General features: G+C 72.3%; 15 protein-coding genes. 10 read left to right on the top strand and 5 right to left on the bottom strand.

Annotation, left to right across the window (positions count from 1 at the left end; genetic code table 11):
- The first annotated feature begins 142 nt into the window (after positions 1-142).
- On the top strand, positions 143-787 hold the full coding sequence (locus AVL59_RS33125) for a cysteine hydrolase family protein (protein ID WP_067312071.1): 645 nt from the start codon (positions 143-145) through the stop codon (positions 785-787).
- Positions 788-793: 6 nt separating this feature from the next.
- Here AVL59_RS33125 and AVL59_RS33120 read toward each other — a convergent pair whose 3' ends face one another.
- Positions 794-1,324 (bottom strand): Rieske (2Fe-2S) protein, encoded by a 531-nt coding sequence (locus AVL59_RS33120; protein WP_067312069.1) that lies wholly within the window; start codon positions 1,322-1,324, stop codon positions 794-796.
- Between the two features lie 195 nt (positions 1,325-1,519).
- On the opposite strand from AVL59_RS33120, the gene AVL59_RS33115 reads away from it, so the two are divergent.
- The 7 genes from AVL59_RS33115 (at position 1,520) to AVL59_RS33085 (ending at position 7,693) form a co-directional block, all read left to right on the top strand.
- On the top strand, positions 1,520-2,284 hold the full coding sequence (locus tag AVL59_RS33115) for a HipA family kinase (protein WP_067312066.1): 765 nt from the start codon (positions 1,520-1,522) through the stop codon (positions 2,282-2,284).
- Positions 2,281-2,730, top strand: coding sequence for a DUF3037 domain-containing protein (locus AVL59_RS33110; RefSeq protein WP_067312064.1), 450 nt, complete (start codon positions 2,281-2,283; stop codon positions 2,728-2,730). Before AVL59_RS33115 ends, AVL59_RS33110 begins: the two co-directional genes overlap by 4 nt.
- 148 nt (positions 2,731-2,878) lie before the next feature.
- Positions 2,879-3,640: a 3-oxoacyl-ACP reductase FabG gene (fabG, locus tag AVL59_RS33105; RefSeq protein ID WP_067312061.1), complete on the top strand. Its 762-nt coding sequence runs from the start codon at positions 2,879-2,881 to the stop codon at positions 3,638-3,640.
- A 20-nt stretch (positions 3,641-3,660) separates the two neighbouring features.
- Entirely contained in the window at positions 3,661-4,425 is a 765-nt protein-coding gene (locus AVL59_RS33100) for an SDR family oxidoreductase (RefSeq protein ID WP_067312058.1), read from the top strand.
- 189 nt (positions 4,426-4,614) lie between these two features.
- On the top strand, positions 4,615-6,192 hold the full coding sequence (locus AVL59_RS33095; protein WP_067312056.1) for an ABC transporter substrate-binding protein: 1,578 nt from the start codon (positions 4,615-4,617) through the stop codon (positions 6,190-6,192).
- Between the two features lie 82 nt (positions 6,193-6,274).
- Positions 6,275-6,958 (top strand): uracil-DNA glycosylase, encoded by a 684-nt coding sequence (gene ung / locus AVL59_RS33090; protein ID WP_067312054.1) that lies wholly within the window; start codon positions 6,275-6,277, stop codon positions 6,956-6,958.
- Between the two features lie 213 nt (positions 6,959-7,171).
- On the top strand, positions 7,172-7,693 hold the full coding sequence (locus AVL59_RS33085) for a hypothetical protein (RefSeq protein WP_067312051.1): 522 nt from the start codon (positions 7,172-7,174) through the stop codon (positions 7,691-7,693).
- A 27-nt stretch (positions 7,694-7,720) separates the two neighbouring features.
- Here the strand turns inward: AVL59_RS33085 and AVL59_RS50980 are convergent, their stop codons facing one another.
- Together AVL59_RS50980 and AVL59_RS33075 are read right to left on the bottom strand one after the other, a co-directional pair.
- Positions 7,721-8,206: a hypothetical protein gene (locus AVL59_RS50980; protein ID WP_067312048.1), complete on the bottom strand. Its 486-nt coding sequence runs from the start codon at positions 8,204-8,206 to the stop codon at positions 7,721-7,723.
- Positions 8,207-8,342: 136 nt separating this feature from the next.
- Positions 8,343-8,933 carry a TetR/AcrR family transcriptional regulator gene (locus AVL59_RS33075; protein ID WP_067312045.1) on the bottom strand — a complete coding sequence of 197 codons (591 nt, stop codon included), beginning with the start codon at positions 8,931-8,933 and terminating at the stop codon, positions 8,343-8,345.
- A gap of 74 nt (positions 8,934-9,007) precedes the next feature.
- Here AVL59_RS33075 and AVL59_RS33070 point away from each other — a divergent pair, with 74 nt between their 5' ends.
- Both AVL59_RS33070 and AVL59_RS33065 read left to right on the top strand, forming a co-directional pair.
- Positions 9,008-10,207, top strand: a complete 1,200-nt coding sequence (locus tag AVL59_RS33070; protein WP_067312042.1) for an FAD-dependent oxidoreductase — start codon at positions 9,008-9,010, stop codon at positions 10,205-10,207.
- The gene (locus tag AVL59_RS33065) at positions 10,204-11,106 is read left to right on the top strand and encodes a Gfo/Idh/MocA family protein (RefSeq protein WP_067312039.1); all 903 of its coding nucleotides are present in this window, start codon (positions 10,204-10,206) and stop codon (positions 11,104-11,106) included. The genes AVL59_RS33070 and AVL59_RS33065 overlap by 4 nt, the downstream gene beginning before the upstream one ends.
- Here AVL59_RS33065 and lnt read toward each other — a convergent pair.
- Together lnt and AVL59_RS33055 are read right to left on the bottom strand one after the other, a co-directional pair.
- Complete coding sequence (gene lnt, locus AVL59_RS33060) at positions 11,033-12,598, bottom strand: apolipoprotein N-acyltransferase (RefSeq protein ID WP_067312036.1); 1,566 nt, start codon at positions 12,596-12,598, stop codon at positions 11,033-11,035. The two genes, AVL59_RS33065 and lnt, sit on opposite strands and share 74 nt — an antisense overlap.
- 84 nt (positions 12,599-12,682) lie before the next feature.
- The gene (locus AVL59_RS33055) at positions 12,683-13,165 is read right to left on the bottom strand and encodes a nuclear transport factor 2 family protein (protein ID WP_079147480.1); all 483 of its coding nucleotides are present in this window, start codon (positions 13,163-13,165) and stop codon (positions 12,683-12,685) included.
- Between the last annotated feature and the right edge of the window lie 36 nt (positions 13,166-13,201).

Below are 13,201 nucleotides of genomic sequence, written 5' to 3'. Positions count from 1 at the left end.
CCTCTTCTCCCACGTCGTGCCAGAGGACTTCCGAGTGCTGTTGATCCTCTGACATCACGTCAGAAAAGGGAATGGGTCGACTTCCGCTGTCGCCTTGTTGTGGTTACTCTCACCGCCCCGCACCTCGGCGAAAGGGGGCGTGATGCCGTCGTACGACGAGCGCGGCGAGCTGCTCGATCCGGTGAGCACGGTCCTGCTGACCGTGGAGTGCCAGCAGGGGGTGGTCGGCCCGGACAGCGCGCTGCCCGAACTCGCCCGCGAGGCCCGCGCCTCCGGTGCCCTGCGCAATGTGGCCCGGCTGGTCGGCGCCGCGCACGAGACGGGGGTGCAGGTGATCCACGCCGTCGCCGAACGCCGCCCGGACGGCAGGGGCGCGAACCGCAACGCCCGCCTGTTCCGCGCCGCCGAACGGCTCCCCGTCCAGCAGCTGAGCGGCACCACCGCGGTGCGCATCGCGCCCCCGATAGAGGTCACCGAGGAGGACCTCGTCGTACGGCGGCTGCACGGGCTGTCCCCGATCCAGGGGACCGAGGTCGACGCCCTGCTGCGCAACCTCGGCTGCCGCACCCTGATCGTCTCCGGTGTCTCCGCCAACGTGGCCGTTCCCAACGCGGTGTTCGACGCCGTCAACCGCGGCTACACCGCGGTGGTCCCGGCCGACGCCATCGCGGGCGTGCCCGCCGACTACACGCCCGCGATGATCCGCAACACCCTCGCGCTGGTCGCGACCGTCATGACCACGGACGAGGTGGTCGGCCGACTCCGGCGGCCGCGCCGGCGGACGTGACGCGGCTCAGGCCAGCTTGATCTCGTCGCCGGAGACGCTGATCTTCGCGGCGGGCAGCGCCTTGGTCGCCGGGCCCTGCTTCACGCTGCCGTCCTCGACGGAGAAGTGGCTGTTGTGGCACGGGCAGACGATCACGCCATTGGCCACACTGCCCACCGCGCAGCCCTGGTGGGTGCACTTCGAGGAGAACGCCTTGTAGGTGCCCGCCGTCGGCTGCGTCACCACCACGCCCTGGTCCTTGAAGATCTTGCCGCCGCCCTGCGGGATGTCCGCGGTCTTGGCGAGGGCCGTGCCGCCGGCCGAGCCTCCCGAGGCCGACGAGCCCTGGTCCTGGGAGGAGCCGGTCGAGCCGGAGGAGCCGGTCGAGCCGGAGGAGCCGGTCGAGCCGGACGAACCGGAGCCGGTGTTCACGGTGTTGGACGAGTCGTCCCCGGAACCGCAGGCGGTCAGCGCGGCGGCGAGCCCGGCCGCTCCGGCCGTCGCCATGACGGTACGACGTGCCGGACCCGCTTCGGGCTGGTGCGATGCGCTGGTCATGTGAGCGTTCCCTTCCGCGGAGCTGTTCGTGATCTGTCCAGGGGTACGGTCCTGGGGCACCACCTGTTCAGACGGGCACCCAGATCCTTGCCGGGCGGGCACGAGGGGGCCGTGAGCCACGTCTGCCGAGAAGCTGGCGGCCGGACCCGCCCGCCGCCCGCCGATCTCCCGGCCGCCGCCCAGTAGCCTGGGGCGATGCTCAAGGAAGTCACCGCGACCCGGTACATCACGCCGCTGCGTGAGGGCGGCTCGCTGCCGGGGCTCGTCGAGGCCGACGACTTCGGGACCTACGTCATGAAGTTCACCGGCGCCGGACAGGGCCGCAAGACCCTCGTCGCCGAGGTCGTCTGCGGCGAACTCGCCCGCCGGCTCGGATTCCGGATGCCCCGCCTGGTCACCCTGCGGCTGGACTCCGTCCTCGGACTCGGCGAGCCCGAGCAGCAGGTGCAGGATCTGCTGCGCTCCAGCGGCGGCACCAACCTCGGGATGGACTTCCTCTCCGGCGCCCTCGGCTACGACCCGCTCGCCTTCCCGGTGAGTCCCGAGGAGGCCGGCCGGATCGTCTGGTTCGACGCGCTGATCAACAACGTGGACCGCTCCTGGCGCAACCCCAACCTTCTCCTGCACCGCGGCGCGCTGTGGCTCATCGACCACGGCGCCTCGATGATCTGGCACCACAACTGGCCCTCCGCCGAGGCCTCCGCGGCCCGCCCCTACGACGCCGGTGACCACGCCCTCGCCCGTTTCGCCCCGGACGTGACCGCGGCCGCCGCGGAGCTGGCCCCCCGGGTCACCGAGGACCTGCTCGCCGAGGTCACCGCCGAGATCCCCGACACCTGGCTGGCCGACGAGCCCGGCTTCGACACCCCGGACGAGCTGCGCCGGGCCTACGCGCGGCCGCTGCTCGCCCGGGCGGCCGTCATCGCCGAGCGCATCACCGGCATCGAGGAGGGCAAGTGAGCGAGACCCACATCCACATGGCCGGCCATGTGACCGAGCGCCATATCACCCGGACGGGCCAGGGCGGCGACCGGGACGTGTTCGAGTACGCCCTGCTGCGGGTCGTACCCCGCGTCGAGCGCGGCGAGTGCATCAACGCGGGCGTGGTCCTCTACTGCCGCGCCCAGGGCTACGTCGGCGCCCGCACCCACCTCGACGAGGCCCGGCTGCTCGCGCTCGACCCGGAGGCCGACGCCGCCGGGGTGCGGGCCGCGCTCGGGGCGATCGAGCGCCACTGCGCGGGCGGGGAGCAGGCCGGACAGGCCGCCCGGGACGACGCGGGCCGGCGCTTCCGCTGGCTGATCGCGCCCCGCTCCACCGTCGTGCAGCCCGGACCGGTGCACACCGGTCTGACCATCGATCCGGCGGCCGAAACGGACCGCCTGCTGGACCTTCTGGTGAGGTAATGGATCACACCCGCCCGGTGTCCCGTTGACACCGGGTGCCAGGGCTTCTAGCGTCACGTGTGCTGAAGGTACTAAGCGGTCGCTCACCGCACCACACAGGCTCCCTCAAGAGCCAGACAGGTTCTCTCAAGGGCGAGGAGAAGCAGGAATGTCCACCACTGAACAGCGGGTCGCGATCGTCACCGGCGCGGCGCGCGGCATCGGCGCCGCCACCGCCGTACGACTGGCCGCCGAGGGTCGCGCGGTCGCCGTGATCGACCTGGACGAGGCCGCCTGCAAGGAAACCGTCGAGAAGATCACCGCGGCCGGCGGCAAGGCCATCGCGGTCGGCGCGGACGTCTGCGACGAGGCGCAGGTCGAGGCGGCCGTCGCCCGGATCGTGGCGGAGCTGGGCGCCCCGACGATCCTGGTCAACAACGCGGGCGTGCTGCGCGACAACCTGCTGTTCAAGATGAGCGTCTCCGACTGGGACACCGTCATGAACGTGCACCTGCGCGGCTCGTTCCTGATGACCAAGGCCGTCCAGAAGCACATGGTCGACGCGGGCTTCGGCCGGATCGTCAACCTCTCCTCCTCCTCGGCCCTCGGCAACCGCGGCCAGGTCAACTACTCCGCCGCGAAGGCGGGCCTGCAGGGCTTCACCAAGACCCTCGCCATCGAGCTGGGCAAGTTCGGCGTCACCGCCAACGCCGTCGCCCCCGGCTTCATCGCCACCGAGATGACCAAGGCCACCGCCGACCGCGTCGGCATGGGTTTCGACGACTTCAAGAAGGCCGCCGCCACCCAGATCCCGGTGCAGCGCGTCGGCGAGCCCGAGGACATCGCGAACGCCATCGCCTTCTTCACCGGCGAGGCGGCCGGCTTCGTCTCCGGCCAGGTGCTGTACGTCGCCGGCGGGCCGCTGAACTAAAGATCCTGGGGAATACGGACATGACTGAACTTCCGGAGCTTTCCGGCAAGGTCGCGCTCGTCACGGGCGCGAGCCGCGGCATCGGCTACGGCGTCGCCGAGGCGCTGGTCGCCCGCGGCGACCGCGTGTGCATCACCGGCCGGGGCGAGGACGCCCTGAAGGAGGCCGTCGAGAAGCTCGGCTCCGAGCGGGTCGTCGCCGTCGCCGGCAAGGCCCACGACCTCGCCCACCAGACCGAAGTCGTCGAGCGGGCCATGGAGGCCTTCGGCCGCATCGACTTCCTGATCAACAACGCCGGCACCAACCCGGTCTTCGGGCCCATCGCCGACCTCGACCTGGACGTCGCGCGCAAGGTGTTCGAGACCAACGTCATCTCGGCGCTCGGCTTCGCCCAGAAGACCTGGCACGCCTGGCAGAAGGACAACGGCGGCGCGATCGTCAACATCGCCTCCATCGCGGGCCTCGCGCCCTCGCCGTTCATCGGCGCCTACGGCGTCAGCAAGGCCGCGATGATCAACCTCACGCAGCAGCTGGCGCACGAGTTCGCGCCGAAGGTGCGGGTCAACGCGATCGCCCCGGCCGTCGTGAAGACCAAGTTCGCCCAGGCCCTGTACGAGGGCCGGGAGGAGGAGGCGGCCGCCGCCTACCCGCTCGGGCGGCTCGGAGTGCCCGCCGACATCGGCGGGGCGGCCGCGTTCCTCACCTCCGAGCAGTCCGACTGGGTCACCGGTCAGACGCTCGTCGTGGACGGCGGCATCTTCCTGAACGCCGGCGTGGGCGCCTGACCCGCTCGGCCCGGTCGTCTCTTTCGGGCGCCGTTTCCCAGCGGAACGGCGCCCGAAACGCGTTTCACGGTCCGCAGAGTGGAATGACAACGTCGTCATAGCACATTCGATCAAGAAGGCCTGTCCCGGGGCGGCTTCAGGGCGGTATGGTCTGCCGACCCTTGGTATGGCAGATCGAGGAGCGTGCGCGTGTTCAACCGGAACCGATTCCTGCGGAGAGTCGCGGCGATCGCGTCCATTTCCCTGGTGGCCGGCTGCGGTCTGCTGTCCGGCGGCGATTCCGGCAGCAAAGGGCCGATCGTCGTGGGCACCACCAGCGCCCCCAGCACGCTGGACCCGGCCGGGGCCTGGGACGGGTCCTGGGAGCTGTTCCGCAACATCTACCAGACGCTCCTCGCCTACCCGAGCGGTGCCACCACCCCGCAGCCCGACGCCGCCAAGAGCTGCTCCTTCACCGACTCCGCCAGCCGCACCTACCGCTGCACGCTGCGCCCCGGCATGAAGTTCGCCGACGGTGACGCGCTGAACGCCCAGGCGGTCAAGTACTCCATCGACCGCATCCGCGCGATCAACGCCCCCAGCGGCCCCGCCGGGCTGCTCGGCAGTCTGGACCGGGTGGAGGCGCAGGGCGACCGCGAGGTGATCTTCCACCTCAACCAGTCCGACGCCACCTTCCCGTTCGTGCTGGCCACCCCGGCCATGTCGATCGTCGACCCCGACGACTACCCGGCGAAGTCGCTGCGCAAGGACGACGGGGTCTTCGGCTCGGGACCGTACACGCTGCAGTCCTACGAAGAGGACAAAAAGGCCGTCCTGGTCCGCAACGACCACTACGACGGCTTCGCCCAGCGGCAGAACGACGCGGTGACCATCCGCTACTTCCAGGATTCGTCCAGCATGGTCAAGGCGCTGCGCGACAAGGAGATCGACGTCACCTACCGCGGTCTGGCCGCCGACGACATCATCGCCCTGCAGCGGCACGGCAACTCCGACCTGCAGCTGGTGGACGGCGTGGGCACGGACATCAGCTACCTGGTGTTCAACCCGAAGGACCCCTGGGCCAAGCAGCCCGCCGTCCGCAAGGCCGTCGCCCAGATCGTGGACCGGGGCGCGATCGCGCACAAGGTCTACAAGGACACCGTCGACCCGCTGTACTCCATGGTCCCCAAGGGCCTCACCGGCCACACCACCGCGTTCTTCGACGACTTCGGCGACCCGAACATCTCCAAGGCTCACAAGATCCTCGCGGACGCGGGCATCACCAAGCGGGTCCCGCTCACCTTCTGGTACACCACCGACCGCTACGGCTCCGAGACGGCCCTGATGTTCCAGGAGCTGAAGAAGGAGCTGGAGGACTCCGGCCTGTTCACGATCACCCTCAAGAGCCGCCCCTGGAAGAGCTACGTGGTCGGCTACCAGAACGGCGAGTACCCGGTGTTCGGCCGCGGCTGGTTCCCGGACTTCCCCGACGCGGACAACTTCATCGCCCCGTTCGTCGGCGACCACAACGCGCTCGGCACGCCGTATCCGTCCAAGGAGATCACCTCGGTGCTGCTGCCCCGCTCGCGAGGCCAGAGCGACCGGGCCAAGGTGGTCAAGGACCTGGAGGCGGCCCAGCAGATCATGGTGAACGACGCCCGGCTGCTCCCGCTGTGGCAGGGCCGGCAGTACGTGGCGGCCAGCGAGGACATCTCGGGCGGCGAGCAGGCCCTCGACCCGTCGACGATCATGATGATGTGGGAGCTGCACCGCAAGACCAGTTGGTGATTCCGCCGGCCGGCACCGGTTGTCAGTGGTCGCCTGTAGGTTCTGAGATCTGCAAGTGACCGCACATCGTGAGGACGTTGACGTGACCGACATCGCCATGCTGCCCGAGTCCTGGCGCGGGGTTCTGGGCGACGAGCTGGAGCAGCCCTACTTCAAGGAGCTGACCGAGTTCGTCGAGGAGGAGCGGGCGAAGGGCCCCGTCTATCCGCCGCGCGAGGAGGTCTTCGCCGCGCTGGAGGCGACGCCGTACGAGAAGGTCAAGGTCCTCGTCCTCGGCCAGGACCCGTACCACGGCGAGGGCCAGGGCCACGGCCTGTGCTTCTCCGTCCGCCCGGGCGTGAAGACCCCGCCCTCCCTGCGGAACATCTACAAGGAGATGCAGGAGGAGCTGGGCCTGCCCGTCCCGGACAACGGCTATCTGATGCCGTGGGCCGAGCAGGGCGTGCTGCTGCTCAACGCGGTGCTCACCGTCCGGGCCGGCGAGGCCAACTCGCACAAGGGCAAGGGCTGGGAGAAGTTCACCGACGCCGTCATCCGAGCGGTCGCCGACCGGCCCGACCCGGCCGTCTTCGTGCTGTGGGGCAACTACGCGCAGAAGAAGCTCCCGCTGATCGACGAGACCCGGCACGTCGTGGTCAAGGGCGCGCACCCCTCGCCGCTGTCCGCGAAGAAGTTCTTCGGATCCCGCCCGTTCACGCAGATCGACGAGGCGATCGCCGCGCAGGGGCACGAGCCGATCGACTGGCGCATCACGAACCTGGGCTGACGGGCGACAGGGGCGGCGGGGCCGGGGGGTCTCGCAGCTTCATGAGGTACGCGGGGCCGCATCGATATGCGGCTCCGCCGCGCGGGCGCGACCGGCCGCGACGGACCCGCACCCGGCCATCGGCCCCTCGCGCAACGGCGCAGCCTGACCAGAAATCCCGACGCCGCCGATTACCGTCGGGATCGGACAACCCGGCAAACCCCGGAGGGCACCGTGGCGGAGCGACAGGAGCAGGCGGTGCCGGATGCCGTGCTGACGCGGATCGGGCAGGTCGTGATGCTGCATCACGGCGGTGACCGTGAGGAGGCCCGGCGCCGCTTCCTGGAACTGTGGGCCGAGATGGGCGAGGCCGGAGACCCGCTGCACCGCTGCACGCTGGCGCACTACCTGGCCGACACCCAGGACGACCCGGCCGACGAACTGGCGTGGGACCTCAGGGCCTTGTCGGCGGCGGAGGAACTGGCGGCCGGGCGGTCCGGGTCGGACCCGTCCGCCGTCCGCGGCTTCTACCCCTCGCTGCATCTCAACCTCGCCGCCGACTATCTGAAGCTGGGCCGCTCCGAGGCCGCCCGCATCCATCTGACCCGGGCCCGCCGCGCGGCCGGAGCCCTCGCCGACGACGCCTACGGCGCCGGGGTACGGGCGGCGATCAGCCGCCTGGAGCTGCGACTCGGGGAGGACGGCGCCGCGGACGGCGACGGGTGGGCACCGCCGCGGCAGCGGCCCACCCCGTAGCGGGCGTATCGCCCCGAGGAGGCCGGGTCAATGCCCGTACGTCCCCTCGCAGATCACCGCCTCGGGGCTGTCCTTCCGCCAGCCGCCGTACTGCCTGCCGAGCGCGCACACGCCCGGGGCCTTCGCGGCCGGCGGCGCCACCTGCGGAACGTCGGCCCGCGGCCGCCGGGGGCGGACCGGCCGCGGCTGGTGGTGGTGACGGGCGGCAGCGGGCGGGGACGGCGGGCGATGCGGGGCCGGTGGTGCCGCCGGAGCCGGGACCGCCCGGCGCGGCGTGGCCGGCGCGGTGTGTCCGGGACGCCGGGACGGGCCGACCAGCTCCAGCGCCTCCCGGGCCGGGGCCTGCACCACGCGCGGCCAGGCACTGCCGTCCGGCCGGGGTGCCGCCGGCCGCGAGGTCTGGCTGTCCGCCGGGCGACCGGGAGCCGGCGGGCGGTGCACCGTCACACAGCCGGCGAGGGCCGAGACGGCCACGGTGGCCACAAGCGCTGCGATGGTCGTCGTTCGATGCACCCGGGCAACTCTGCTGGGTCGGCGGCCGCCTTGGCACCGTGCACCGGAGGCCGTCTCACCCGCAGGGGTGATCCCGTGCCCCCCGCGGGTGCATCTCGGGTGTCGAGGGTGACGCACAGCGGGGCGTCGGCGGTGTTCAGGTGCCCAGCATCCCCGCCAGCAGCTCCCGCAGCCCCCTGCGCACCTCCTCCAGGCTCGGCACCTCGGCACTGAAGGAACCGGCCGCGCAGGAGAACATCAGCCCGTCCGCCCAGGCGACCAGAGACAGCACATGCCGGGCCGGGTCCGTGGAGCCGACGGCGGTGAGCATCGCGGCCAGCCGGTCCTTGAAGACGGCTCCGGCCGCGTCGTAGTAGGCCCGCAGTTCGGGGCGGCGGGTCGCCTCCAGGGCCAGTTCGTAGCGGGCGATGAGCAGGTCGCGCCCCTGGGTCAGGGAGCGGTGGACCGCCAGGGCCAGCACCTCGGCCAGTGCGTCCGGCCCGCCGTGCGGATCCGTCGCCTCCGCCGGCGCGAGCAGACGCGCCTCCCGGTCGGCGTGCCGCCGTACCGCGAGTTCCAGCAGTGCCTGCCGGGTGCGTGCCAGGTTCGACGTGGAGCCCTGGGGCAGTCCGGCCGCCTCGTCCACCGCCCGGTGGGTCAACCCGCGCATCCCGCGCCCGGCGAGCAGGGCGAGGGCGGTGTCGGCCACGAGATCGGCGCGGGACGTGCTGGGGGTGCGTACGGGCATGGGCCGACCCTACCCGTCTCACTACGGCTGTAGTAAGGTCATGGGTACTACAGGTGTAGTCTCCGGGAGGGGTCATGGCACAGTCGGCGCGCGCGATCGTCATCGGCGGCGGAATCGGAGGCCTGGCCGCGGCCGCGGCCCTGCACCAGCGCGGCTGGGACGTCACCGTGTTCGAGCGGGCCCCCTCGCTTGAGCCGGTGGGCGCGGCCATCTCGCTCGCCCCGAACGCCCTGCGTGCCCTGGACGTCCTCGGCATCGGTGACGAGATCCGCGACCTGGCCGCCTGGCAGGGCGACGGGGGCCTGCGCACCCCCGGCGGGCGCTGGCTGTCCCGCTCGAACGCCGAGGCCGCGGCCGCCCGCTTCGGCGGCCCCCTGGTGCTGCTGGCCCGGACCACCCTCGTCGACCGCCTCGCCGCCCTGCTCCCGCCCGGCACTGTGCGCACAGGTGCCGCCGCGAGCCTCGCCGACCCCGGGGACGGCACCCGCCCGGCCCGGGTGATCTGCGGCGCCGGGGAAGCCGAGGAACGCGAAGCCGATCTGGTGGTCGGCGCGGACGGCGTCAACTCCCGCGTCCGCGGCGTGCTGTTCCCCGCCCACCCGGGGCCCGTCTACGCCGGGTTCACGACCTGGCGGGTCCTGATCCCGGTGCCCGGTGCGGATTTCGCCTCGCACGAGACCTGGGGCCGGGGCCGCATCTGGGGCACGCACCCGCTCAAGGACGGCCGGGTCTACGCCTACGCGGCCGCCATGACCCCGGCCGGGGAGCGCGCCCCCGACGACGAGAAGGCCGAACTGCGGCGCCGCTTCGGGAACTGGCACGATCCGGTCCCCGCCGTCATCGCCGCCGCCCGCCCCGAGGACGTGCTGCGCCACGACGTCCACCACATCGCCCGGCCGCTGCCCGCTTTCCACGCCGGCCGGGTCGCCCTCCTCGGCGACGCGGCCCACGCCATGCCGCCGACCCTGGGCCAGGGCGGCAACCAGGCCGTCGAGGACGCAGTCGTCCTCGCCCACCACGCCCACGACCTCACCGCCTACACGGCCGCCCGGCTTCCCCGTACGACCGCGATCGCCCGCCAGGCCGTCAAGGTGGCCCGCCTCAACATGGCGCGAAGCCGCACCGCCGTCGCCGTACGCGACACCGCGGTCGCCGCGCTCTCCAAGGCCGGACCGGCACTGTTCCTGCGGAGCTTCGACGGCATCGCCGACTGGCGGCCCCCTTATGCTTCCGGGAAGGAACCCGCAGGAAACCGGCAGGGGAGAGCACGTTGAAGGTCGGCTGCATCGGACTCGGGGACATCGCGCAGAAGGCGTACCTGCCGGTGCTGAGCACGCAGCCGGAGATCGAGCTCCACCTCCAGACCCGCACGCCCGAGACCCTCGCCCGGGTCGCGGACTCGCTCCACCTGCCGGCGGACCGGCGGCACACGACCCTGGACTCCCTGCTCGCCGCGGGACTCGACGCGGCCTTCGTGCACGCGCCCACCACCGTCCACCCGGAGATCGTCACCCGGCTGCTGGAGGCGGGCGTACCCACGTACGTCGACAAGCCCCTCGCCTACGAGCTCGCCGACTCCGAACGGCTCGTGGCCCTGGCCGAGCGGCGCGGCGTCGGTCTCCTCGTCGGCTTCAACCGGCGCCACGCCCCCTCCTACACGCAGTGCCTGGACCATCCGCGCGAGCTGATCCTCATGCAGAAGAACCGGATCGGGCTGCCCGAGGAACCGCGCTCGATGATCCTCGACGACTTCATCCACGTCGTCGACACGCTGCGGTTCCTGGTCCCGGGCCCGGTCGACGACGTGACCGTGCGTGCGCGCTGCGAGGCCGGGCTGCTCCACCACGTGGTGCTCCAGCTGGCCGGGGACGGCTTCACCGCGCTCGGCGTGATGAACCGGCTCAGCGGCTCGGCCGAGGAGATCCTGGAGGTCTCGGGCCAGGACACCAAGCGTCAGGTGCTGAACATGGCCGAGGTGATCGACCACAAGGGACAGCCGACGGTGCGCCGGCGCGGCGACTGGGTGCCGGTGGCCCGGCAGCGCGGCATCGAGCAGGCGGTCCTCGCCTTCCTCGACGCCGTGCGCACGGGCACGGTGCTCAGCGCGCGTGACGCACTGGCGACCCATGAACTGTGCGAACGGGTGGTACGAGCGGTGTCCGGCGAAGCCTGAGCGCCCGCGCCCCTTCGGTCACGCACGCGGCGGCCAGCACCAGCAGCGCGCCGTGCACCGGCCAGTCGCCGTAGCGGACGTACGGGGTGACACCGTGCGCCAGCGGTACCTCGTACACGCGGGCGGTGCTCGCGTCGGTGCCGAGCCACGGACCGAGGCGCTGCCCGCTCGGGCCGTAGACGGCGGAGACGCCGGTCAGGGTCGCGTGCACCATCGGGCGGCCGGTCTCGGCGGCGCGCAGCGCGGCCAGCGAGGCATGCTGCTCCGGGGCCCAGCTGCCCTGGAACGTCGAGGTGGACGACTGGCCGAGGAGCATGTCGGCGCCGTCCGCGGCCAGGTGGCGGCTCATGTCGGGGAACGCGGTCTCGAAGCACACCAGCGGGCCGACCCGCAGCCCGTGCCCCACGTTCATCACGACCTGCTCGGTGCCGCGCCGCCGGTCCTCGCCGGCCGCCTTGCCGACCGAGGTGGCCCAGCCCAGCAGCGAGCGGGCCGGGACGTACTCGCCGAACGGGATGAGCCGCATCTTGTCGTAGCGGTCGCCGGTCGGGCCGTTCGGGCCCATGAGCACCGAACTCTTGTAGATGCCGGGCCGGTCGGAGCGGTGGGCGTCCACGTTGACCAGCACATCGGCGCCGGTCTGCCGGGAGAGGGCGGCGATGCGCCGGGCCAGGTCGGGCCGGTCGCCGAGATCGAAGCCGACGCTGGACTCGCCCCACACGACCAGGTCGACGTCCTGCCCGGCGAGCCGGCGGGTCAGCTGTTCCTCGCGGTCGAAACGCCGGTCGGGGCTGTCGTGTCCGTCCACGATGCCCGGCTGGACGACGGCGATCCGCACCCGGCCGTCGACGTCCGGGCGGGGCGCCCAGGCCCAGGCCGCCGAGGTCGCCGCGGCCGTGGCGAGCAGTGAGGCCACGGCCGGTGTCCGGGCCCGGCGCACGGATATCAGCACCGCCGCCGCCACATTGACGGCCACCACCAGGAAGCTGAGCAGCCAGACCCCGCCCACCGACGCCAGCCGCAGCGCCGGGCCCACCTGCCACTGGCTGGAGCCGAGCATGCCCCAGGGCCCGCCGAGGCCCTGCCAGGAGCGGACCAGCTCCACCGCCAGCCATGCCGACGGCAGCACCAGCAGCCCGGCCAGGACCCGCCCCGCCGAGGGCACCCCGCCGAGGAACCGGCGCACCAGCCAGCCCCAGGGCGCCCAGAGCAGGCTCAGCAGCCCGGCTATCAGGAAGATGAACACGTGCAGGCTCGGCAGCAGCCAGTGGTGCACGGCCACCATGAACCCGAAGCCGCCCAACCAGCCGTCGTACGCGGCCCGGCGGCCGGTCGGCGCCGAGCGGGCCAGCAGGATCCACGGCACCAGCGCGATGTACGCGAACCACCACAGCGAAGGCGCCGGGAACGCGAACACGGGCAGGGCGCCCGCGACGGCGACGACGCAGGAGCGCCGCCAAGGGGAGGTCAGCCAGCGGTCGATCGTCCTCATACGGAGTCTCCCTACCCAGGGCTGACTTCCAGTGTGCGCGCCGGAAGCGATCTCCGACAGAGGGCCGTGGGGCGGCCCGGCGGCTCACTCGGGTGCGGCCGCCGGGCCGTGGTCCGGCATCCGGCGCCACAGCTCGTGCACGACGACCTCGCGCAGCCGCCAGCCCTCCGGCGTGCGCAGCACCCCGAAGTCGTACCGGCCGCCGCACACCAGGTCCGGGGCGCCCGGGCGACCGGCGCCCGCGAACCGCATCGGGTTCATGTAGTCGGCCCGCACCCGGGCGGTGTCCCCGGTGTCGTGCTCCAGGATCCCGAAACGCACCCGGCGGTTGACGATCAGATGCTGTCGCATCGCGAACAGCTCCAGGCTCTCGGCGAGCCAGCCGGCCACCCGGCCGGCCTCGCCCTCGATGCCGCCCGCGGAACGGTAGTCGGCCCGCCCGTCCGCGGTGAACAGCCTCCGGTACGCCGCCCAGTCACCGTCGTCCACCGCCCCGGCGTACTCGGTGACCAGCTCGTCCACGGCCAGCCGGTCCATCACGGTCGCGAGCTCCACACGCTGCGTCATCGGCACAGTGTTGGACACCGGGGGCCAGGTGCCAAG

It is taken from the genome of Streptomyces griseochromogenes (assembly GCF_001542625.1).
GTDB classification, from domain to species: Bacteria; Actinomycetota; Actinomycetes; order Streptomycetales; family Streptomycetaceae; genus Streptomyces; species Streptomyces griseochromogenes.
The sequence above is the reverse complement of the archived record's forward strand: the minus strand, read 5'-3'. Positions and strand labels throughout refer to the sequence as shown.